This is a genomic window from Candidatus Margulisiibacteriota bacterium, assembly GCA_041658645.1.
In the GTDB taxonomy this organism is placed as follows: Bacteria; Margulisbacteria; WOR-1; order O2-12-FULL-45-9; family XYB2-FULL-48-7; genus JBAZZV01.
The window spans coordinates 148,261-170,569 of the sequence record JBAZZV010000002.1 but is presented as its reverse complement, the minus strand read 5'-3'; the positions used below and the strand labels follow the sequence as shown (position 1 = coordinate 170,569).

25 protein-coding genes are annotated in these 22,309 nt (G+C 54.6%); 18 read left to right on the top strand and 7 right to left on the bottom strand.

Annotated elements, in window-relative coordinates:
* Positions 1-65: 65 nt before the first annotated feature.
* On the top strand, positions 66-686 hold the full coding sequence (locus WC903_02460) for a hypothetical protein (protein ID MFA5892813.1): 621 nt from the start codon (positions 66-68) through the stop codon (positions 684-686).
* Here WC903_02460 and leuC read toward each other — a convergent pair.
* Together leuC and rlmN are read right to left on the bottom strand one after the other, a co-directional pair.
* Complete coding sequence (gene leuC, locus WC903_02455; GenBank protein MFA5892812.1) at positions 654-1,949, bottom strand: 3-isopropylmalate dehydratase large subunit; 1,296 nt, start codon at positions 1,947-1,949, stop codon at positions 654-656. The genes WC903_02460 and leuC overlap by 33 nt on opposite strands.
* 5 nt (positions 1,950-1,954) lie before the next feature.
* A complete protein-coding gene (rlmN, locus tag WC903_02450) occupies positions 1,955-2,890 on the bottom strand; it encodes a 23S rRNA (adenine(2503)-C(2))-methyltransferase RlmN (protein ID MFA5892811.1) in 936 nt (311 codons plus the stop codon).
* Between the two features lie 58 nt (positions 2,891-2,948).
* Between rlmN and WC903_02445 the strand changes: the two genes are divergently transcribed.
* Both WC903_02445 and thiC read left to right on the top strand, forming a co-directional pair.
* Positions 2,949-3,470: a TIGR00725 family protein gene (locus tag WC903_02445; protein MFA5892810.1), complete on the top strand. Its 522-nt coding sequence runs from the start codon at positions 2,949-2,951 to the stop codon at positions 3,468-3,470.
* Positions 3,470-4,777, top strand: a complete 1,308-nt coding sequence (thiC, locus tag WC903_02440) for a phosphomethylpyrimidine synthase ThiC (GenBank protein MFA5892809.1) — start codon at positions 3,470-3,472, stop codon at positions 4,775-4,777. Before WC903_02445 ends, thiC begins: the two co-directional genes overlap by 1 nt.
* On the opposite strand, the gene WC903_02435 is transcribed toward thiC, so the two are convergent.
* Positions 4,768-5,025, bottom strand: coding sequence for a type II toxin-antitoxin system RelE/ParE family toxin (locus tag WC903_02435; protein ID MFA5892808.1), 258 nt, complete (start codon positions 5,023-5,025; stop codon positions 4,768-4,770). The two genes, thiC and WC903_02435, sit on opposite strands and share 10 nt — an antisense overlap.
* Positions 5,025-5,309 carry a hypothetical protein gene (locus WC903_02430; GenBank protein ID MFA5892807.1) on the bottom strand — a complete coding sequence of 95 codons (285 nt, stop codon included), beginning with the start codon at positions 5,307-5,309 and terminating at the stop codon, positions 5,025-5,027. The genes WC903_02435 and WC903_02430 overlap by 1 nt, the downstream gene beginning before the upstream one ends.
* Before the next feature lie 65 nt (positions 5,310-5,374).
* Here WC903_02430 and WC903_02425 point away from each other — a divergent pair, with 65 nt between their 5' ends.
* The gene (locus tag WC903_02425) at positions 5,375-6,973 is read left to right on the top strand and encodes a radical SAM protein (protein ID MFA5892806.1); all 1,599 of its coding nucleotides are present in this window, start codon (positions 5,375-5,377) and stop codon (positions 6,971-6,973) included.
* A 180-nt stretch (positions 6,974-7,153) separates the two neighbouring features.
* Here the strand turns inward: WC903_02425 and WC903_02420 are convergent, their stop codons facing one another.
* Positions 7,154-7,981: a hypothetical protein gene (locus tag WC903_02420; GenBank protein ID MFA5892805.1), complete on the bottom strand. Its 828-nt coding sequence runs from the start codon at positions 7,979-7,981 to the stop codon at positions 7,154-7,156.
* Between the two features lie 545 nt (positions 7,982-8,526).
* A complete protein-coding gene (locus WC903_02415; protein MFA5892804.1) occupies positions 8,527-8,868 on the bottom strand; it encodes a hypothetical protein in 342 nt (113 codons plus the stop codon).
* A gap of 152 nt (positions 8,869-9,020) precedes the next feature.
* Between WC903_02415 and thiL the strand changes: the two genes are divergently transcribed.
* The 14 genes from thiL (at position 9,021) to WC903_02345 (ending at position 21,520) form a co-directional block, all read left to right on the top strand.
* The gene (thiL, locus tag WC903_02410) at positions 9,021-9,989 is read left to right on the top strand and encodes a thiamine-phosphate kinase (GenBank protein MFA5892803.1); all 969 of its coding nucleotides are present in this window, start codon (positions 9,021-9,023) and stop codon (positions 9,987-9,989) included.
* Positions 9,986-11,110 (top strand): M20/M25/M40 family metallo-hydrolase, encoded by a 1,125-nt coding sequence (locus WC903_02405; protein ID MFA5892802.1) that lies wholly within the window; start codon positions 9,986-9,988, stop codon positions 11,108-11,110. Before thiL ends, WC903_02405 begins: the two co-directional genes overlap by 4 nt.
* Complete coding sequence (locus WC903_02400; GenBank protein MFA5892801.1) at positions 11,092-11,631, top strand: NUDIX hydrolase; 540 nt, start codon at positions 11,092-11,094, stop codon at positions 11,629-11,631. Before WC903_02405 ends, WC903_02400 begins: the two co-directional genes overlap by 19 nt.
* Entirely contained in the window at positions 11,622-12,503 is an 882-nt protein-coding gene (gene xerD, locus WC903_02395; protein MFA5892800.1) for a site-specific tyrosine recombinase XerD, read from the top strand. Before WC903_02400 ends, xerD begins: the two co-directional genes overlap by 10 nt.
* 1 nt (position 12,504) lies before the next feature.
* Positions 12,505-13,125, top strand: a complete 621-nt coding sequence (locus tag WC903_02390) for a site-2 protease family protein (GenBank protein MFA5892799.1) — start codon at positions 12,505-12,507, stop codon at positions 13,123-13,125.
* A 124-nt stretch (positions 13,126-13,249) separates the two neighbouring features.
* Positions 13,250-14,413, top strand: a complete 1,164-nt coding sequence (locus WC903_02385; GenBank protein ID MFA5892798.1) for a folylpolyglutamate synthase/dihydrofolate synthase family protein — start codon at positions 13,250-13,252, stop codon at positions 14,411-14,413.
* Between the two features lie 22 nt (positions 14,414-14,435).
* Positions 14,436-15,032, top strand: coding sequence for an SPOR domain-containing protein (locus WC903_02380; protein ID MFA5892797.1), 597 nt, complete (start codon positions 14,436-14,438; stop codon positions 15,030-15,032).
* Positions 15,033-15,043: 11 nt separating this feature from the next.
* Positions 15,044-16,087 (top strand): rod shape-determining protein, encoded by a 1,044-nt coding sequence (locus tag WC903_02375; GenBank protein ID MFA5892796.1) that lies wholly within the window; start codon positions 15,044-15,046, stop codon positions 16,085-16,087.
* Positions 16,084-16,896 carry a rod shape-determining protein MreC gene (gene mreC, locus WC903_02370; protein MFA5892795.1) on the top strand — a complete coding sequence of 271 codons (813 nt, stop codon included), beginning with the start codon at positions 16,084-16,086 and terminating at the stop codon, positions 16,894-16,896. Before WC903_02375 ends, mreC begins: the two co-directional genes overlap by 4 nt.
* Before the next feature lies 1 nt (position 16,897).
* Positions 16,898-17,371 carry a rod shape-determining protein MreD gene (mreD, locus tag WC903_02365; protein ID MFA5892794.1) on the top strand — a complete coding sequence of 158 codons (474 nt, stop codon included), beginning with the start codon at positions 16,898-16,900 and terminating at the stop codon, positions 17,369-17,371.
* Complete coding sequence (gene mrdA, locus WC903_02360; GenBank protein MFA5892793.1) at positions 17,364-19,100, top strand: penicillin-binding protein 2; 1,737 nt, start codon at positions 17,364-17,366, stop codon at positions 19,098-19,100. The genes mreD and mrdA overlap by 8 nt, the downstream gene beginning before the upstream one ends.
* 20 nt (positions 19,101-19,120) lie before the next feature.
* Positions 19,121-19,840: a 50S ribosomal protein L25 gene (locus WC903_02355; GenBank protein MFA5892792.1), complete on the top strand. Its 720-nt coding sequence runs from the start codon at positions 19,121-19,123 to the stop codon at positions 19,838-19,840.
* A gap of 12 nt (positions 19,841-19,852) precedes the next feature.
* Positions 19,853-21,136, top strand: coding sequence for a hypothetical protein (locus WC903_02350; protein ID MFA5892791.1), 1,284 nt, complete (start codon positions 19,853-19,855; stop codon positions 21,134-21,136).
* 3 nt (positions 21,137-21,139) lie between these two features.
* Complete coding sequence (locus tag WC903_02345; protein MFA5892790.1) at positions 21,140-21,520, top strand: EscU/YscU/HrcU family type III secretion system export apparatus switch protein; 381 nt, start codon at positions 21,140-21,142, stop codon at positions 21,518-21,520.
* Positions 21,521-21,561: 41 nt separating this feature from the next.
* Here WC903_02345 and WC903_02340 read toward each other — a convergent pair whose 3' ends face one another.
* Positions 21,562-22,257, bottom strand: coding sequence for an SIMPL domain-containing protein (locus WC903_02340; GenBank protein MFA5892789.1), 696 nt, complete (start codon positions 22,255-22,257; stop codon positions 21,562-21,564).
* Positions 22,258-22,309 lie beyond the last annotated feature (52 nt).

The window sequence follows — 22,309 nt, the reverse complement described above, 5'->3', positions numbered from 1 at the left end:
CAAAGGCGATTAAAACACAGGACGACTTCGCCTGCCGGCCGGATATGAACGACATCCACTTATTAATGAGATACCATAATTCGGCCGTGCTGACCTATAACTCACTGGTCCCCGAAGCGGTCTGCGCCCCTTTTTCCGTGGCGGGCGAAAAGTTCGAGCAGGATTTTAATCGTTATTGTTCGTCGTTGGTTTTCCTGCCGTTCTTGGCAAAAGAGGGCTGGGCCGCCGGTTTCGAGCTTTCCATGGCTGGCTGTGCTTCGGAGGAAATTAAAACTTTTCTCGCCAGCGCGCCGGAGTATCTCAAAACCAAATTTCAGACGACTATCTTTTTGCATCCTTTGGCCGAATTGGGACAACCTCTGCCTGGACAGCTTCTGCACTGGCCGCTGGCCCAACTTATCGGCCGGGTCAAGGTCGGGCAATTGGCTATAGCCAAAGGTTTGCCGATCAGCCAGGAGGGGCGGGATGCTTTTTCCTATTTATACCAGAGGGAAATGGTCATCGGATTAACCAATTACCTGATCGATAATATTGCGGGATTTGCCGGCAGTTCAGATCGAATAGCTTACGATAAATTCATTAGCGGATTGGACAAACAGATCGCGTATGCCTTTCAGCGGATGAAAAATCCGGAGATCAACCTCGTGAAGCAATTAGAGGTTTTCGGGACTGCCGATAAAGCCTAAGACCGCGCTGGCCGCCGCCACCGCCACGTTAGAAAGATAAACTTCTGATTTCGGATGGCCCATTCGCCCGACAAAATTTCTATTAGTAGTCGCGATCGATCTTTCGCCTTCAGCCAGAATGCCCATATGCCCGCCGAGGCAGGGGCCACAGGTCGGGGTCGAGACCGCGGCGCCGGCTTTGATGAATAGTTCCGTCAAGCCTTCCTTGATCATCTGGAGCTCGATCTTTTGCGTGGCTGGGAGGATGATCAGGCGGACATTGGGGTGGACTTTTTTCCCTTTGAGGACTTTAGCCGCGACCCGCATATCTTCGATCCGGCCGTTGGTGCAGGAGCCGATGACTGACTGGTCGATCTTAACGTGGCCGCATTTGCTGACTGGCTTGGTGTTTGACGGTAGATGAGGGAAGGAGACTTGCGGTTCGATCTTGGAAATGTCCCACTCATAAACTTGTTTGTATTCAGCGTCCGGGTCGGATTTGTATGGCGACCTAAAGGTCGCCGCTACTTTTTTTGATGTAGCGGAGATCTTTAGACCTCCATGACTTTTTAGATATTCTATTGTTTTTCCATCAACCTCAAATATACCATTTTTCCCGCCGGCTTCGATCGCCATGTTAGCCATAGTCAGGCGGCCCTCAACCGAGAGAGCTTTAATGACCGGGCCGGTGAACTCCATCGACATATAGCGCGCGCCGTCGACCCCGATCTGGCCGATAGTGTAGAGGATCAGGTCTTTGGCTTCGACCCACTTGTTCAATTTGCCGCGATAGATAAACTTTAATTGCTCCGGCACTTTGAACCAGACCTCGCCGGTAGCCATGGCGGCCGCCATATCGGTTGAGCCGACGCCGGTCGAGAAGGCTCCTAACGCGCCATAAGTGCAGGTGTGGGAATCGGCGCCGATGATCAGGTCGCCGGGTCTGATCGCGCCCATTTCGGGGAGAAGGGCATGCTCGATCCCCATACAGCCGATCTCAAAGAAATTGACGATGCCGTATTTGTGGGCGAACTTGCGCATCATCTTGACCTGCTCGGCTGATTTGATATCTTTCGCCGGAGTGAAATGGTCCGGGACCAGATAGATCTTTTTTTTGTCGAATACTTTGCTGACGCCGATCTTTTCGAATTCCTTGATCGCCGTCGGGGCGGTAATGTCGTTGCCGAGGACCAGGTCGACTTTGCAATTGATCAATTCGCCGGGTTGAACGGTTTTCTTGCCGGCGTGCTTGGCGAGGATTTTTTGAGAGATCGTCTGGCTCATATGGTTTATTTTATCATAACAGTGGCAAGCTGGCCACAGGCGGCTGATATTTCCCTGCCCAGGCTCCGGCGGATAGTGACGTTGGCCCGCAGACCCTTCAGGCGGGCGCGGGCGAGCTCGACGTCCCCGGCCGCCAAGGGTAGCCCCGGCGAAGGATTATACTGGATCAGGTTGATGTGGCTGTCGAGCGTTTGCGAAATTCGATATAGTTCATTCAGGTCGTTTGCGCCGTCATTTATCCCTTTGAGCAGGACATATTCGATCGTTATTCTCTGCTTGGTGATTTTTTGATAATCTTTGATCGCGGCAATTGTTTCGTCAATTGACGGCAAGCCGGGATAGGGGATCAGTTCGTGGCGCAGCTGGTCATTTGGGGCGGCGAGCGACCAGGCTAATTTTAAAGTTTGCAGTTCGGCCGCGAACTGCCTGATCCCGGGGACGATCCCGATGGTTGAAACGACCATCTTGCGGGCGGCGATATTTTGGCCGAGCTCGCTGTTTAACAGCTTGACCGCATTCATCACCCGGTCATAATTGAGGAACGGTTCACCCATCCCCATAAAGACCAGGTTGGTTACTTTCTCGGTTTTGGCAAAGTAGTAGACCTGGGTGATGATCTCGCCAACCGTTAGATTTCGCTTGAAGCCCATCTGGCCGGTCGCGCAAAAACGACAGCCGATCGGACAGCCGGCCTGGGCGGAGACGCAGACAAACTTTTTATCTTTTCCCCAGTCCATGAAGACCGATTCGATGCGCGCTCCGTCCGTCAGGCGGAAGCGGGTTTTAATCACGCCGCCGGACTTTTCTTCCCGGTCAACGGCCAGCGGCGAAGTAGCGGCGAAGCCTTGGTGGAAAGAGCGGAAAAGTTTCTTGGCCGCCGCCGGCTTAAGCCCGGTCGCGGCGGTGAGCTCCGGCAGGGCCAGCTCGGACAAATTTTCCATATTAGCTGATATCTTAACATATCGGGAATATGTTATAATCTTTCCCGAGGAACAGGGAATGAACAACAAGAAGATCTTTATCTCGGTTGTGGGCGAAAGCCACGCGTCCCCGGAGATCGCCAAACTGGCCGAAGAGGTGGGGGCCGAAATTGCCAGGGCCGGCGCGGTGCTCGTTTGCGGCGGATTAAAAGGTGTTATGGAGTCGGCCGCCAAAGGGGCCAAGTCGGCTGGCGGCACGACTATCGGTATTTTACCCGGCAGCCGCCGGGAAGACGCCAATCCTTACATAGATTACCCGATCATCACTGGGATCGGTTATGCGAGGAATAAACTGGTCATTAAAACGGGCCACGTGGTGATAGCTGTCGGAGGCTTTTACGGGACACTTTCAGAGATCGCTTTTGCCCTTGGTTACAAGATACCGGTCGTTGGGCTCAACACCTGGCAGTTCATCCACCATAACGGCCAAATGGACAAAGAGGTCCGGCGGGCGAACACTGCTGCCGAAGCCGTGGTCCTAGCGATGAAATTGGCCCGAGAGGCGAGACCTCCGGAAGAACCGGTCGAATTCAGGAAATAATGGCTACCCAACGCCAGGCCGCGCTGAAGGGGGTGGTCACGCCGCAGATGAAAGCGGTCGCTAAAGATGAAAGCTGTTCCCCCGCGGAGATCCTCAAAGGTTTAGCCCAAGGGACACTCTCTATTCCCTATAATCCACGGCACAAAAATTGCCGCCCGACCGGGATCGGCCAAGGTTTGCGGACCAAGGTTAACGCCAATATCGGGACCTCCGCCGATTATCCTCATTTAAAGACAGAGCTCAAAAAGCTCAAAGCGGCCCTGGCGGCCAAGACCGACGCGATCATGGACCTGTCGACCGGCGGGAATATCAACGCGACGAGAAAGGCGATCATGGCGGCTTGTCCGGTCCCGGTCGGCACGGTGCCGATCTACCAGGCGGTGGTCGAAAAGAAAATGACCGTCGATGGGATGTTCTCGGTCGTGGAGGCCCAGGCCAAAGAAGGGGTCGATTTTATGACGGTCCATTGTGGGGTGACCCGGGCTTCGGTTGCCGAGTTGAAGAAACATCCTCGTTTGATGGAAGTTGTTTCCCGGGGCGGGGCGTTGCTGATGAAGTGGATAATTGACAATGACCAGGAAAACCCGTTTTATGAACACTATGACCGCCTGCTCGAGATCGCCGCGCAGTACGATGTCACTCTTTCTCTGGGTGACGGGATGCGTCCGGGTTCGGTCGTTGACGCCGGTGATGCCGCCCAGATCAAAGAGCTCAAGATCCTCGGCCAACTGACTAAACTGGCCTGGCGGGCCGGAGTGCAGGTGATCATCGAAGGGCCGGGACATGTTCCTTATAACCAGATCGTCGCCCAGATGAAAATGCAAAAGAAATATTGCTCTGGCGCGCCCTTCTACGTTCTCGGTCCTCTGCCGACCGATGTCGCCCCCGGTTATGACCATATTACCGCCGCGATTGGCGGGACGTTGGCGGCGGTCTCCGGCGCTCATTTCCTTTGTTACGTTACTCCGACCGAACATCTCGGTTTACCGGAACCGGCCGATGTCAAAGAAGGGGTGATCGCTTCCCGGATCGCCGCTCACTGCGCCGATATAGCCAATGGGATACCCGGAGCGATCGAGTGGGATAGGGCGATGTCCAAGGCGCGGAAAAGTTTGAATTGGGGAAAACAGATCCAGTTAGCGATCGATCCGGTGAAAGCCAAGAAGATCCATGAGAAAAGAGCACGGAAAATGGAACACGGAGCACGGAACACAGGGCAGGACACGTGCTCCATGTGCGGTGAGTTCTGCGCGATGAAGATTTCCTCGGAAGCCTTAGGGGGAAGTAAAGCCTGGTTTCAGCGATAAATATCTTTCCGATGCCCTAGGTCAATGATCTTTGCTGTTCTTCTTGCGTCATCAATAGCATAAATGATCCTGTAATCGCCCATTCTTACGCGAAAATTATTTGAGCCGAACAATTTCTTAAACCCATAAGGCCGAGGGTTTTCTTCCAGGTTTAATATTTTCTTAATGATCCGGTCCTGAAGTTTGGAGGGGTATTTTTTGAGTTCTTTTTCAGCGCCGGATGTTATTTCGAGGTGGTACTTAAACACTAGTTTCTTGCAGCGTGTATTTCTGCGATGACCTTGTGAAAAGGCCTGGTTTTTTCATGCTTCCTGGTTTCAGCAATTGCCAGATCAATGAGATCATCCCTAAAATGTTTATCTTTAATTAATTTAGATAAAAAGGACTCCTGTTCGGAATGAGGTAATGCCTTGAAGGCGGCAACAAACACTTCAGTCATTGCTTTTGCGGGCGTCATAATGGAATCACCGTCCTTTAATGAAAAGTTTAACAGGTTTTGAGCTGAATTGTCAAACGGGATGCGGCGGGCCATGAAAGTCTCCTCGGAAGCCTTGAAGAAAAACTGAAATATTTCCTCTGATCCTCGGATAATAATTCATGACACGAGTCGCTTTCGTTGATATGAACCCCTATAAGGAACCAAATGGTGGCAGTCGCTTTTGCGACCCGGTTCATCTTGTCCCCATGGCTAACATCTGCAAGAAAAATGGCAATCAGACGAAAATATTTCAAAATGGGTTGGATCCACGTCGCGAAATCGCTGAATTTAGGCCGGAAATACTTGGCCTCTCCTTTATCGGTTCTTCTAAGGATGCGATCAGCGATGCTCAGCAATTAATAAAATCGTTAAAGCCAAGACCGATCACGGTTATCGGCGGGACGGATATTAAATATCATGCTGATTATTATGCAGAACAATTCGGGCCTTATTTCTCACGTTTGTCCGATAGCGGGCCTGAACTAATACTGGTCAGCAACGAAGGCGAAGCATTTATAGAAGCTTATGCAGGCAATGGTTTTAATTTCGAACTAGCTGCAAGAGCACTTAGCGATATGTCCTATCGAGACTCTGGTGACAGGCTTGGTTTTGGAATGTTGTGCACGAAGAATGCCTATATTTTAAGTCCACTGCCGGTAAAGAAATTGGACGATCTTGATTTTACCCGGGATTATAATGTCGGTGGATTTGAAACCGCCCAGGTCAAATGGGAAAGCGGCTGCTGGGGAAGTTGTTTCTACTGCGGCAATGACCCTAAAAGTATAGATTATCGTTCGCCAGAACTGGTCGGGCAAGAACTTCGTGAGTTGAAAGAAAAAGGAGTAAAGGGGATCGGAATTGCTTCAGCCAATTTTACGGCGAATCCAGACCGGGCTTCCGCAATTGTGTCGGTCCTATCTTATATGCCTCATGGTTACTACTTTCTGTCACGGGTCGATTCACTTGACGCTTCGTTAAAAAGGCATCCGGAGGCCTGGAAAAGATTCGCCAGGTTCGGCAATACTATCGGCCTGGGGATTGAACGCTTTACTTCCGACCATCTGGTAGGGATCGGTAAATATAAAAACAAGCGGCAGGCAATGAAACAGGAAGAAAGATTGAAATATATTCTGGAATTATTCAAGGGCACAGCAACAACTATTTCATTCAGTCTCATGAACCTGGATTGGAAAATGGATCTGGCGGAGGCACAAGCAGAAGCTGAAAGGGCGCAAGCTTATTTGGCGGAATATCCCGATAACGTTGAAATTAGAACCAATTCGATCGGCTCGCACATTATTTACGACCCTGGAAGCCAATTTTCCAAATCGATGGCCCCGGTTGATTACCTTCGTTTCAAGCGAGACCCGCGACTGCTCTTGCTGGTAGCCCTGATGATGGAACGCCGCGAACGGCTTCCCTTTGTTTATTCACAGGCAGAAAGTAGGCTGCTGGAAAAACATTTTCTCGCTTTTTACTTGGGAGTGATCGATCGGTTGAAGGCCGTGCCAACGGAAAAGCTTGATCTTGATCAGGCGACCGAAACATTCAGTAAGAAAAATAATTATTCGACAACTAAAAAATCACTATGCTCAAAATTAGGTTTTTGGGAGACACGAAGATTAGAGCGGGATATTAATGGTCTTTTTAATAAAATGATCGATGTATTTGAATCGGAGCGAGATAGCGCGCGGGGGCTTGTTATGAGGCCCTTGTAGATGTTGAGCCTGTGTTTTTGCTTTTCAATAGTTTGAATTTCTTCTCGAAAATACATTCTAGCCGAGTCTCCACCAGCTCGCTAATTTATAATCTGATGCTAGACATCCATCCCGACCCGCCGCCTCCTCTCCCCAGAAAGTTTGGCGATTGAAGATGCCGGGGTTCGATCTTTGTGTAAATTATCTTTGCGTATTCCATTCTTTCATGATGTAGTATTCAAATCCGTATCTAACGAAACCCGCTAGGTCTTCGCCATTCCGAGCTTCGGCTCTAATGCTATTCCTGGTCCCGACCGTATGTGCCAGTGAAGATAATTCCAAATAGGCTTTAGCACCGTGAATGCCGTCAAAAGCTCTTTCTAATAGTGTTGGCCCTTCCTTGAAATATGCTTTCATTAAAAGATCGATCCCCACCTGTTGGGCCACGATCCCGATCGCCTCAACCAACGGAACGTAGACACCGAAGGTCGGCCCGTCGCCGGCCAGGATACGCAGATATTCCGTAAGGCCCTCATTTAAATATTCTCCGCTTTTTCTTAATTCCCGTTTGTTTGCTTTGTCAATGATGCTGGTTCTTAACCCACTTCTTAAAGAAATGATCCCCGGCTCGATCTCAGTTATTTCAGTGCTGTAAGCATGCAGAAATTCATGAGTTAAAACTTCCAGGTACTTTTTCGGCCGGTCAAGCGATCTGCAGTTAACAAAAACTGTATCTTTCAGGGGATCGTAGGCTCCGCTCGGCGACATTTTATTGGCAAGTTCGGGGGCGGAGTAATTATTGTTGGCCCCGCGACGGAAAAGATCAGTATAGCCAAGCTTATCCATTTCTTCGCTGGTAACAAATTTGATGTTAATTGGTTTTGCGCCGATAAATGAATTAAATGGAGAGCGTGACAGCCGTTGGGTCACAGCTGCAATGATCCTTTCCGCCTGCTGAATAGGAATGGGGGCATTCCGCGAAATACTTACTTCGAAAGGTATGCTTTTGGAGAGGCCTGCGCTAAGCATTATTTGTCTGGTTCGATTGTATTCAACACTTGGGACTCTCATAGGTTTCTCTACATAATATATCGTCAAAACCAGCCCAGAATTTCAAAGATCAGGTAAGTTCGACTGAAATATCCAGGAAATATGTTCGAAACATATTAGCCAAGAGATGAGGAGGACTTATGATAAGCGGGACGAGGGTCTATAATCTATACAGGGACAAAATCAATTTGCCGCGGGTTGATATTGCGGTCCAGGTCATGTTGCGCTTTAAAACAAAGCCCATTGGGGTTGGCCGGTCCGGGATAGCTACAATCCACACCAATGTTAATGAGTTGTTTGATCCCGGATATTGTGAGCAATTACAAACAGCTTTATCGGCCTCAAACCTGAGCCTGGAAGCGGCCATGAAATCGGTGCGGAACTCATTGCCCAGGAATAAATCGTACGAGATCGGCATATTTTGGCGGGACGATAGAGGTGACCTGTTTATTGTCGAATCTTGCGACGGGAAACTGATCAATCAATTGAAAAGCTACGAGAAATAAATTCAAACCTATTAAGTATTAAACTGAAGCTAAAACGTAATATTTGACCTTGCGCACGCCGAACTTGATCGCGTCATCGTAGTCTCTGAACCAGATATCGATCTTCTTCTTGTATCTCCTGTTCATCCGGTCCTCAACCACAAAGACTTTTCCCTTATATCCTTCGATCATGATCTTGGTCCCGATCGGGAAGTGGTTGGAAGCGATGACCCCTTCGCGACAGCGGGTCCCGGAGGCGGTGATCCAGGGGGAGCTGTCGGTCTGGCCGGGTAGGGAATTATAGGCCGAGGCGAGGATCGTCCCTCCGTGCATGACCTTATAGCCGCGCGGGACCCCCCGCGGTGTGAGCAGGTAACCCAAAGGAATAAAGCATAAAATCAACAAAAATGACGCTATAATGAACGCATAGTCGACAGCCCTTTTTGATGTTCTCTTCATATATGTATTATCGTAATAATTAGGTCAAAAAATGCGCTAAAAAAGTCGTATTTTCGTGATATAATTTACAAATTGTGAAGCTAGCGCAACTCGGAGAATTCGGTCTGATCGAACTGCTGGCCAAGCAGATCGGCAAACCAGCCTCGAAGAACGTGCTGATTGGGATCGGGGATGATGCCGCAGCGATCAAACTTCAAACATCCAACTTCAAACATCAAAACAAATCCAAAATCACAAAACAAAAACTACAAAAGTTATTGTTAATTACCACTGACACGTTTGTGGAGAATGTTCATTTTAAGACCAAGGGTATTTCTTATAAAGCTTTGGGTGAAAAAGTGCTGGCGGCCAATATTTCCGACATTGCGGCGATGGGCGGGGTGCCAACTTACGCTTTGGTGACGATCGGGGCGAGTAAAAACTTCCAGGCGGAAAATATCGAGCTCCTCTACAGCGGGCTCAAACAGCTGGCCAGAAAATACCAGATAGATATAATCGGCGGCGATACCATCTCTTCCCCTAAAGAACTTATCATTAGTGTTACTTTGCTGGGAGAAGTTGAACAACGGCAACTAATGACCCGCGGTGGGGCGAAGCCGGGTGATCTGGTCCTGGTGACCGGCGAGTTCGGCGGCCCAGCCGCTCAAAAATATCGCGTTATCTGCCTGCCGGCAGGCACGGCGTGTTACGCGTTACGCGTTACTGAAGCGCAAACTATTGCCCGCTCCCGTTTAGCTACCGCCATGATCGACTCGAGCGACGGGCTGATGCGTTCGGTCCGGGAGATTTGCCGGCAGAGCCGGACAGGTGCTAAGATTTGGACAGAGCTGGTGCCGCGGGCCGCCGGAGCGACCCCGGACCAGGCGCTGAACGGCGGGGAAGAGTACGAGCTGGTCTTGACCGCGCCAAAGAACAAGGCGATCAAGTTGATGGAACTGGTGCGGCGCCGGACCGGCACCAAGGTGACGGTGGTTGGAGCGATCGCCCCAAAAAGCGCCGGGATCACTCCAGCTAACGCCAAAGGGTACGAGCATTTTAAATGATCAATAAACGCCGACTGGTTAATAGTTTCAAACAGCTGGTCCGCATCGACAGTTTGTCTTTGCGTGAAGCCGGAGCGGCCAAATGGGTCCAGCGTGAACTTAGGGCGCTCGGGATCCGTACCCGGCAGAGTGGCCATTTAACCGGGGGCGAGATCGGCAATCTGATCGCCTTTGTCCCGGGTCAGGGAGTGAAAAGTCCCCGCGTGATGATCAATGCCCATCTGGACACGGTCTCTCCGGGAAAAAAGATCAAGCCGGTCGAGCGGCACGGTGTTATCCGCCCGGATGGCGGCACGATCCTGGGCGCGGATAATAAGGCCGGAGTAGTCGCGATCGTCGAGATCCTCCGCGTCTTAAAAGAGCGGAAGCTTAAACATCCGCCACTGGTCGTGATTTTTACCGTCGCAGAGGAGATCGGCTTGCTGGGGGCGAAGGTCCTGCCGGATAAGGCGCTGCAGGCTGACTTTGGCCTGACACTCGACGGCGGGGTGGTCGAGAAGGTCGTCAATCAAGCGCCGACGCAATATAACTTGACGGCGACGATCATCGGCCGGGCGGCCCACGCCGGGATCCACCCGGAAGACGGGGTCAATGCCATCAAGGTGGCCAGCGAGGCGATCGCCGGGATGAAGCTCGGCCGGATCGACCCGGAAACGACCGCTAATATTGGCGTGATAAAGGGTGGTAAGGCGACCAATATCATCCCGGATGAAGTGGAACTGCGCGGCGAAGCGCGCAGTCATAGCCGGCGCAAACTGCAGCGCCAGGTCGAGCATATGGAGCGGTTACTTTTCAAAGCGGCCCGCAAGTACCGGGCGCGGCTCAAGCTGAAAGTAGAGCGGATATACCGTTCTTTCGAGCTTAGCCCTTCGAGCCAAGTGATGCGCGTTGTCCTGGCGGGGATGCGCGCGGCCGGTGTTCTGCCGATCATCAAGCCGACTGGCGGCGGGTCGGATGCCAATGTCTTTAACGAGCGCGGCTTGCCGACCGTGATCCTCGGGGTCGGTGCCCATAACGTGCATACGACGCGCGAACAGATCAAAATTTCTGACCTTGTCCGGGGGACGGAGATGGTCTTGAAGATCATTACAGGAGCGGCAGAATGGAAGAAAAGAAAATAAGCGGCGAGGTCGTTTTTTCCGGACGCTTGATAAAAGTCGAGTCTGACCGGGTCAAGTTGTCTGACGGCGTTGAAGCGACGCGCGAAGTGGTCCATCATCCGGGGGCGGTGGCGATCATGGCTATTACCGCTGAAGATGAGCTGGTCTTGGTTAGCCAGTTCCGTTACGCTACCGGCGAAACTTTGCTCGAACTGCCGGCCGGCGTGCCGGCCAAAGGGGAGAGCGGGGAAGAAGCCGCCCGGCGCGAGCTGACGGAAGAGACAGGTTACCTTGCGGCGCATATCCAAAAATTGTGGGAAGGTTATTCTTCGCCCGGTTATTCTGACGAGAAAATAGCCTTTTTCATGGCCAGCGGGTTGACCCGGGCGGCCCAAAGGCCCGATGAAGACGAGCGGATCGAGGTCGAGTTGGTCGATATGGCCGCCTGCCTGGAATTGGCCCGGTCCGGGACGATCAAAGATAGCAAGACACTGATCGGGATTCAGCTGGCCGGACTCTGGCAGCGGGGGGAATGGGAGTGAGAGCGACCGTTAAAGATTTTATCTCTTATATCCAGATCGAGCGCGGGTACGCCGTCAACACGATCAAGGCGTACTACCGCGACCTTGATCACTTTGTCCGTTTTACCCGGCCGAAAGAATTGTTGGAGATCGACCGCGAGGTCATTAAAAAATATATCGATTACTTAAGCAACCACGGTTTTTCCGCCGCCTCGCTGGAGCGGAAAATGGCCTGTCTCAAATCTTTTTTCCATTATTTGATTGGCGAGGGGAAGGTGGCAACCGACCCGACCGGTGATTTTCATTTACCAAAGAAAGCCAAACGCCTTCCTAAGGCCTTGACGATCAACGAAGCGGCCCGGCTAGTTTCTTCCCCGCGCGGCAACGATCCTTGGGCCTTGCGTGACGCGGCCCTTTTGGAATTGCTGTACGCCAGCGGGATGCGCGCTTCGGAGATCATCGGCCTGAACCTGGACGACATCAATCTGGAGGTCTCTTTTGTCCGCTGTTTTGGCAAAGGGTCGAAGGAGCGGGTGGTGCCGATCGGCCAGATAGCGCTCGACGCCCTCAAACATTATCTGGAAGCCGGGCGGCCGCAGTTCCCGATCAAAGATAAAGTTGCCCTCTTCCTTGACAAGAACGGCGAGCGGTTGAGCCGGCAGGGGTTGTGGTTGGTCCTGAAAAAATATGTCAAACGGAGCGGGGTCAAGTCGAAGACTTCTCCCCACACCCTCCGCCATTCTTTTGCCACCCATCTGTTGGAGAAAGGGGCGGACCTCCGCTCGGTCCAGGAAATGCTGGGGCACGCTGATATTGCGACGACGCAGATCTATACTTCCGTCTCGCGCGAGCGGTTGAAGAAAATGTACTTAAAGGCGCACCCGAGGGCATAAAATGGGATTCTTATTAATTGCTTTGATCTTGCTTTATTCTATCATCCTGCATGAGATCGCGCATGGCAAAGCGGCCGAACTGATGGGGGACCCGACCGCTCGGTTGGGTGGCCGATTGACTTTGAATCCTATACCACATATTGATCCGTTCGGGACGATCTTGCCGATCATTCTGGTGGTGATAGGTTCGCCGATTATATTCGGTTGGGCCAAACCGGTACCGATCAATCCATACAATTTTAGTAATTATCGCAGGGGGATGATTTGGGTTAGCGCAGCCGGCATCTTGACCAATTTGTTCCTTGCCTGGATCCTGGCGACGGTCCTGAAAGTAATGCCGGATAACGGTAGTTCCTTGGTTTATCTGCTAAAGGAAGTCTTGAATTATGGCGTACATATCAACATTGTTCTGGCTATCTTTAACCTGATCCCGATCCCGCCTTTAGACGGCTCCAAGCTAGCCGCCATGTTCCTCCCTTATGAGCAGGCGGCGGCGATCGAGCGGCTGGAGCCGTATGGCATGATCATTCTGTTCTTTATCCTGACTTTCCCACTGACCCAGACTTTGCTCTGGTCCATTGTTGACCTGATCTATAACCTGATGATGATGAAGTTCTTTTAATGGAATGAAATTTAACAGCCCTCACCTCCGCTCTACCAAAACGAAGACCCCTCTCCCTGAGGGAGAGGGGGAAAATGCCTGGAAAAAAGTGCGAGTCACCCTCTCCCTTTGGGAGAGGGTGTGAGTGTTTGCGCAGATGGGTGAGGGGAATAAATATCTTCTTTCCCTGGATAAATTCGGTATCAACCTGGGGTTAGAGCGGATCGAGCGGCTCCTGAAAGAGCTCGGTAACCCGCAGCTCCGGTTCCAGTCGCTCCACGTTGCCGGGACGAACGGCAAAGGTTCGACTTGCGTGATGATCGCCTCGATCCTGAAAGAGTCCGGCTATAAAGTCGGGCTGTATACTTCTCCTCATCTTTTCGATTTTAGGGAAAGAATTAAAATCAATGGTCGTGATATTTCACGCTCGGACTTTAAGCGGGGTTTAGCCAAGGTCGAGGCGCTAAGCCGTTCCTGGCCAGAACAGCCGACCGTCTTTGAGGTCCTGACGGCGGTTGCTTTTTGGTATTTCGCGGAGAAGAAGATCGATTACGCGGTGGTAGAAGTCGGCCTGGGGGGGCGTCTTGATGCGACCAATGTCCTGACGCCGCTGGTTTCGGTGATCACCAATATTGATCTCGAACATAAGGCGGTGCTGGGTAATACGCTGGCCAAGATCGCCATTGAAAAGGGGGGGATCATCAAGCCGCGAGTGCCGGTGATCACCGGCGAACAAAAACCGGCGGCCTTGAAGGTCCTGCAGTACCAGGCGGAGAAAAATGGGAGCGTGCTGATCCAGGTCAACAGCCAGGGAGCTGGATTGAGCAGTGGCCTGATCGGCGAACACCAGAAAATTAATGCCGCCTGCGCCTTGGCGGCTGTCCGGCTGGCCGGGATAAAGGCCGACAAGGAGGCGATCTTGCGGGGCTTGGCCCGGACCAACTGGCCGGCCCGTTTCCAGGTCGTTGCCCGCCGGCCGCTGACCATCGTGGACGGCGCCCATAATCCGGCCGGGATGGCGACGCTGGTCGCGACCCTGAAGGCGGAGTATCCCGACACAAAATTCACCTTTATCATCGGGGCGCAGGGGGACAAGGACGCGGCGGAGATGCTGCGGCTGATCGCCCCCCTGGCTAAAAAAATAATTATCACCCGGTCATCCCACCGGCAAGCCGCCACCCAGCTGGGTGGGACCGAGCCGCTGCCGCTTAAGACGGCTTTAAAACAAACAGCCGGCGAGGCGCGGGTTATCGCCGGTTCTCTCTTTTTAGCGGCCGACGCGCTGAAACTCCTTGACCCTCGGGCTTAGTATATAGTAGAATACAAATGCGATGGCCGAAGAATTTCTTAACATCAATCCTCCGGGCGGTTTCCCGCCTCCCCGGCCGGATGACGATCCGTTGCCCGAGGAGCGGCCGGTAAGCGGCGGGTTAAAGAACCTTTTTGTTTTCTTGGTGCTGGTCTTGATCGTCGCGGCCAGTTTCTTTGTCAGCTTCCAGTTGGGATCGCGGATCCTCTCCCCGGTCAAGAAAACGCCGGAGGCCAAGATCGCAGCGCCGATCCCGGAGCCGCCCGAATCGATCCGGGCGTTGCAAAGGTTGCAGGCGGCGTTGTCCACGGAAGCGAAAAAAGCCGTCAAGCAAACGCCGAAAAAAAAGGTCCTTTGCCGGAAACAGGCGGCAGCGGCGGCAAAGGCGGTTACGGTTGGCAAAGGTTATTACAAGGTCCAGGCTGGTCTATTTGCCGATAAAGAGGCCGCGAAACAACTGGCTGACAAATTGAGTACCAGCGGCTTCGATGTCTTTATCAGAAAAGCGGGGAGCGGCTGGCGGGTCCAGGTCGGCGCTTACCGGACGAAAGCGATCGCCGAGGAACTGCGCGGCAAGCTGGCGGCCAAAGGTTTCAGTTCCCACTTAATTTACGAATAGGAGGATAAACAATGTCTCTTTACGACTATATTTTCGGCCAATTTTCCCGCGACCTGGGGATCGACCTCGGGACCGCGACCACGCTGGTCTTTGCCCGGGGTGAGGGGATCATTCTCTGCGAACCGTCGGTCGTGGCGATCAATAAAGATAATAACCGGGCGCTCGCCTTTGGTAATGAGGCCAAAAGCATGCTGGGCCGCACTCCGGCCAACATCGTGGCCGTTCGCCCGATGCGCGACGGTGTGATTGCCGACTTTGAGATAACCGAGATGATGCTTCGTCATTTCATCAACAAGAGCCACAACCGTTCGGCTTTTGTCCGGCCGCGGATCGTGGTCGGCGTTCCGTCCGGCATTACCGGCGTGGAGAAGCGAGCGGTGCTTGACGCGGCCATGCATGCCGGCGCCCGCGAAGCTTACCTGGTAGAAGAGCCGATGGCGGCGGCGATCGGAGCCAACCTGCCGGTTTCCGAAGCGCAGGGGAGCATGATCGTTGACATCGGCGGCGGGACGACCGAAGTGGCTGTCCTGGCCCTGGGCGGGATCGTTGTCTCCAAGTCGATCCGGGTGGCCGGCGACGAAATGGACGAGGCGATCGTCTCCCATTGCCGCAAGAATTATAATCTATTGATCGGGGAGCGGACCGCCGAGCAGATCAAGATCGATATCGGCTCCGCCTATCCTCTGCCGGAAGAGAAGACGATCGAAGTGCGCGGCCGCGACCTGGTGACCGGCCTCCCCAAGACCCTGACCCTGACCTCGTCGGAGATCCGCGACGCGCTGGCCGAACCGGTGGCGACGGTCGTCGACGCTGTCCGGATGACGCTGGAGAAAACGCCGCCGGAACTGGCGGCCGATATCATGGACCGCGGTATTGTCATGGCGGGCGGCGGTTCCCTCCTCCGCGGGCTCGACAAGTATCTCGCCCAAGAAACCGACATGTCGGTCTACGTTGTGGACGATCCGGTCTCGTGCGTCGCCTACGGGACGGGGAAGATCTTGGAAGAGATCGATACCCTCAAGAAAGTCCTGATCATGCCTAAAAGCAGCCAGTGACGAGCTACCGGCCATTTAAAAGAAAGAACTCTTATTCCCTGGCGATCACGGTGGTCTTGCTGGCCCTGGCTGTCTCTTATTTTTCCTGGCTTAACCTCGCCGGATTGCGTTCTCTCCTGACGACCGTCATTACCCCGTTCCAGCTGGCCACGACGGTAGTCTGGCGCGGAGTCACGGGGGCGCCCGGTTTTGTTTTTAGCCTGGGGAGCCAGGCGAGCGAGAATGCCGCCCTCAAGAGCGAGAACAACGCGCTGGCGGCCAAAGCGGCCACGCTCGTGGAATTGGCCAAAGAGAACGAACGGCTGCGGCAAGCGCTTGATTTCCGGGGCGGTCCACGCTATGGCGGGCGGTTGGTGGCGGCCCGGGTCATTGCCCGGAGCGGCTCACCCTGGTTATCGTCGATCGAGATAGATAAAGGGGCGGGGAGCGGCGTTAAACCCGATTGTCCGGTCGTGGTCCGCGAAGGTTTGGTCGGCCGGGTAGTGGAAGTGGCGCCGAGCAGCGCCCGCGTCTTGTTGCTGACCGACGCGCAGAGCTCGGTCGCCGGTGCCGATCAACGGAGCCGCGATTTTGGCATAGTTGAAGGTTACTCACCCGACACTCTCTTTCTCCGCTATGTCAGCAGCGGGGCTGACGTCGGGGTTGGGGACCAGATCGTGACCGCGGCGATCTCGAGCCTTTTCCCGCCCGGGATACCGATCGGCACGGTCAGCGCGGCCACCAAGGCGGAAGCCGATCTTTTCTACGAGATAAAAATAAAGCCGGCGGTCAATTTTTCCCGGTTGGAAGAGGTCTTCCTGGTCCAATAAAATGCGCGCTTTTAAGATCGGCTTATACCTCAGCGCGGTCCTTCTCCTGCAAACGGTCATCCTGCCCCGTTTCAACTTTCTTGGCGTGGTCCCCGACCTGGTCTTGGTCACAGTGGTGTTTTACGCGGTACTGCTGGAGAGGACGCCGGCCACTTTACTCTCCGCCCTGGCCGGTTTCCTTCAGGACATTCTGGCCTGCCCCTTTTACCTGAACACGATCATCAAGACGATCACGGGGGCTGCGGCCAACACTTTCCGGGAGCGGTTCATGGGCGATGAATACACCCTGATCGCCGGCCTGGTGGCGCTCTTTACTCCCTTGAGCGTGCTGGCGGAAGGGTTGACCCTGCATTTCATTTTCCACCGGGAGTTCTCGCTCTGGTATTTTATTTTCCGCCTGGTGGCGGAAACGGTCTATAACCTGATCCTGGTGCCGCTGCTGTATCCGCTGGTCAGGGTGACGCTCGATGAGTAAGCGGCTCCTGCTAATTTTTTGCGGCCTGGTCTTTGTCCTGCTCGCCCTCCGCTTGCTGCAGTTACAGGTGATCGAGGGGGACAAGTACCGGCGGGTAGCCGACGAAAATGCCGCCCGCACCGTTCCCGCTCCGGCGGCGCGGGGCGTTATCTATGACCGGAATGACAGGGTATTGGTCGAGAACCGGCCGGTCTTTTCCGTCCAGGTCATGCCGCAGCTGCTGACGGCCGGCGCGGGGAAAAAGAAAGCAGTTGTCCTAGCCCGGCTAGGGGCGATCCTCGGAGAAAAACTGGAGTTCAAACCATCGTCGGATAAGCCGATCATCATCAAGGATAATCTCGCGCCGGAGATCGCGGTCAGGATCGAAGAGCAAAAGGACAAGCTGGAAGGGGTCGTGGTCAGCGTCCGTCCGGTCCGCTTCTATCCCCACGACAATACCGCTTCGCACCTGCTCGGTTATGTTGGTGAGATCGAACCGGACGACCTCTCACGCTTGAAGGAGCAGGGCTACCGGCTGGGCGACTGGGTCGGCAAGGACGGAGTGGAAAAACAATATGATAGCCTGATCCGGGGTATCGACGGCGGCAAGAAGATCGAGGTTGACGTGGCCGGCACGCCGACCCGCCTGCTCGGATTTTCCGCAGCGGTCCCCGGCGCCGACGTGAAATTAACGATCGACGTCGAACTGCAAGAGGCGGCCGAAAAAGCGCTGGGGAGCCAACCGGGGGCGGTGGTGGTGCTCGACCCCTGGAGCGGTGAGGTCCTGGCGCTGGTCAGCCACCCTAATTACGATCCGAACATCTTTATCGGCCAAAAAAATCCTCACCGGGCGGCCGCCTTGCTCGACCCGCGCCACCCTTTCATGAACCGGGCGCTCGGCATTTATCCTCCCGGGTCGACTTTTAAAGTCGTGACCCTTTCGGCCGCGCTTAAGGAGCAACTGGCCAAGACGACCGAGACACTCTATTGCCCCGGTTATTACAACCTGAACGGCCGGATAGCCAGATGTTGGAAAGAGGGTGGCCACGGCCGGATCACGGTGCTGGAAGGTTTGACCCAGTCGTGCGACGTCGTTTTTTATGAGCTGGGGCGGAGACTCGGCCCCGACCGTCTGGCCAGCTACGCCCGGCAATACGGACTGGGAGAGAGGACCGGGATCGACCTGCCGCAGGAGAAAAAAGGGTTGGTCCCGGATACCGCTTGGAAGCGGGCGGTTTGGAAAGAGCCGTGGTATGAAGGGGACTCCATCAACTACGGCATCGGGCAGGGGTTCTTGCAGTTGACCCCCCTTCAACTGGCCTGTGTCTACGGGACGATCGCCACCGGGAAAAGGATGAAGCCATATGTCGTCAGCCGGATCAAGGACCGCCACGGGGAAGTGCTCTATGAGGGAAAACAGGTCCAGGTGGCGGCCGCGCCGGTCCATGAGATCATCATCAATTACTTGAGAAAAGCGCTGTGCGATGTTGTGGAGCGAGCGACCGGTATCGCGGCCAAGATCAAAGGCCTGCCGGCTGCCGGCAAGACCGGCACCGCCGAGAATCCGGGCTTGCCTCACGCCTGGTTCGTCTGTTACGCGCCGTCCGATAAGCCGCGGATCGTCATTACCTCTTTCGTGGAACACGGCCAGCATGGCGACCGCTCGGCCGCCTATGTTGCCCGCGACATCCTGACCTGGTACCGGGACAACCGCCTGGCGACCCAGGAAGCTTTTGACACGGGGCAATAGATTTGGTAAAATAAGGAACTATGGAAAAGATCATACTTGAGGCCAAACCAAGGGAAGAGATAGGGAAAAAACTTAAAGGGTTGCGCCGCCAGGGACTGGTCCCGGCGGTCGTCTATGGTAAAAAGATCAAAGCACTGGCGCTGGCCATTGACGGCAAGAGTTTTATCAAGCAAATTTTAAGGTCCGTGGCGGGGCGGAACGCGATCGTCACCCTTAAGGTCGCCGGCGGCAAGGTCAAAGATATCTCCGTCCTGACCCAAGAAGTGCAGATGAACCCGTTGACCGACGAGATACTCCATGTTGATTTCCGCCACATCGTTATGGATGAGGCGATCCGGACCCGGGTCCGGATCGAGCTGACCGGCATCCCGCTCGGCGTCAAAGAGACCGGCGGTGTCCTGGTCCACGGTTTGCGCGAGGTGGAAGTGGAATGTCTGCCGGGTAACATCCCTGATAAGTTCCTGATCGACGTTTCGGCCTTGAACATTAACGATTCCCTCCACGTCAGCGACCTGGCGATCACGGCCAAGGTCAAGGTCCTTACCACCCCGACCGAAATGATCGCCAATTGTTCGCCGCCGACCAAGGAAGAGGTGGTGGCGGCCCCGATCCCGACGCCGGCCGAAGTGGCCGCGGCGGCGACCGAGGGGGCGGCGGCAGTGGCGGACGAGAAGGTCAAGGAAAAATCGGCGCCAGGCGCTCCGCCAGCCAAGGTTGAAGGCCAACCGGCCAAAAAGTAACGGCACTTTATTATGGGTGAGTTTCAAGCGGAAGGGGGTGGAATCCACCCCGGAAAACCTATCATTTGGCCGACTAGCAAGCCGACCTCCGTGACCAGTTCTTCCCAGGCGGAAACCACCGGCTCGGCCAGAAATGTCCCCGCCCAGAGCTCCCCGGCCTCCGCGGCGTCCAAGGCCGCCCCGACCCAGCAAGCCCAGGCCGGAGCCCAGGCCACCGTGGCTGGTAAGCCGGCCGCGACCATTGCCCGCGCCTTAACGGTTGAAGACCTCCGTTCCCATCTTCTTAGTTTACAACTCGAGCCAAGCGACGCCAATACGCAGCTGGCTTCTCTCATGGTCCGCAACGGGCTGGAAATATCCCGCTCGAATTTCGTCAAGATCATGACCATGCTCCAGGGGAGCGATAAATCACAGACGATGCAGGAAGCGGCCATCGTCCTGCTGATGAAAGGGATCGACTCCCCGGCCGCGGCCAAAATGCTCGGCGGGGTGATGTCGGAAAACCCGGCGCTGGCGGCGCAGCTCTCTTCCCTGCAGTCGGCGCTGGGCAACCTGTCGTCGGCCCTGGGGGCTGGGAAGGCGTTGATGGATCCGTCCCTGCTGGCCCAATTGACCGCGCTGCTCGCCCAGGTCGACGAATCTTTTCAAAACGTCTCCAATAAATTTTCCGGTAAAGGGGAGCTCTTCAAGCAGATCGGCGCCTTGAACGATGTTCGCGCCCTCAAAGCGCTCCTCCAGGGTTTAAAGGAAAAAGCGCCGGCCAAGGGTTCTCCGGAAGCCCAGGCTTTGGCCAGCGCCATGGCGGAAGTGTCGGGGAAACTGGACAGCCTCCAGCAAAATCTTATCGCCCAGGCGATCCTGTCCCAAAAAGGGCGCCAGGAGGTCAATTACCATTATCAGCAGATCCCCAACGCCATGACCACGCCCCATACGACCTTCGAGATCGTCGTCAAACGCCAGGGTGAGGGGAAAGAGGCCCAGGTCGATCCCCGCAACACGCAGGTGGTCATTGCCATGGAAACCACGCAGTTGGGTAAGATGGTTATCACCATGATCGTTAAAGACAACAAGGTCTATGTGGTCTTCGTCTTTAATGAGAAGGAGTACGGTGATGAGGGGCGGAGCCTGATCGCCAAGCAGTACGGCGAGTTCCAGCAGAAGCTGGCCGATAAGAATTTTCTGATCACGGGGTATCAGGTCAAGGTCGACCCGGCGCTCTGCAAGATCCGCCCGTACCTCATCCCGATACTGGCCAACCTTGATGAGGTCATGAGAAAGATCGATCTTGAGGCATAAATAATGGCAGAACAGCGAATACCCGGACCGGGTGAAGAATTGGCCGACGACAAAGACAAGGCGGCGCCGGCCAGGAAGGCGGCGATCGCCATCAGATACGATGTTGACCGGGACAAGGCGCCGCTGGTGATCGCTTCCGGCCGCGGCCCGGTCGCTGATGAGATCTTGCGGATAGCCGATGAGAACAAGATCCCGTTATACGAAGACCCGGAACTGGCCAAGCTCCTGTCCAAACTGGAGCTGGACGTGGAAATACCACCGGAAATGTACACGCTGGTTGCCGAGGTCCTGTTTTTCGTTTACAAGCTCGACCGGATGGCGGAAAAGCGGGAAAAAGTCGTCAGCCGCCTGAAAGAAGAAGAAAAAGAGAAATTTCGGCCGTGACCAGAGCGCGACCGGCCTGACCACGGGTATATTCCTGCTTATTAGTCGACATCGTAGGTGACGCTGACATTGCCGCGCACTTCCACCAGGCCGGGGGAGACCGGCGTGTTCTCGCCGGCCACGCTCATCGCCCGGACCACCTGGTTGCTGGGCGGCAGAACGGCCGCGCCGCTTTCAATTATGCTCTTGATCCCTCGAAGCTTGAGATTGGCGGCCTGGGCGATCGCCAGCGCTTTAGCCGCGGCGTCTTTGACCGCTCCTTCCAGCGCCAGCCGTTTGGCGGCCGCGTCGTCTTTCCGGAAGAAAGATATTCCCTGGACATTGTTCGCGCCGGCGTTAATCCCGAAGTCGATCACCCGGGAGATCTTGGCCAGGTCCTCGATCACGACATTGACCTGGTTGGCGCAGCGATAACCGACGGTCCTCGGGGGCTGGTTCTGTTCGTACTTCGTTTCCGCCCAAATATTGTAGCCGGAGGTTTGGACCTTCTCGGCCGGGATCCCGAGTTTGGCGATAGCCGCGGCGATTTTTTGCATGACGGCGGCATTGTCGCTTTGCGCTTCCTGGGCGAGCTTGCGGCTGACCTCAACCCCGAGCCGCACTATGGCCGTGTCGGGCGTGGTCTGGACCTGGCCGGTCCCGGTGACCACCAGCACTTTATCCGCTCGGAGCAGGGCGCCCGAAGCGGTTGAGGCCGCCAGAGCGCAGAATAGCCCGAACACCAATATTTTTTTCATGACGATTACCCCCTATTGGTCGTCGATTATAGCATTGCGATACCGGCTTGAC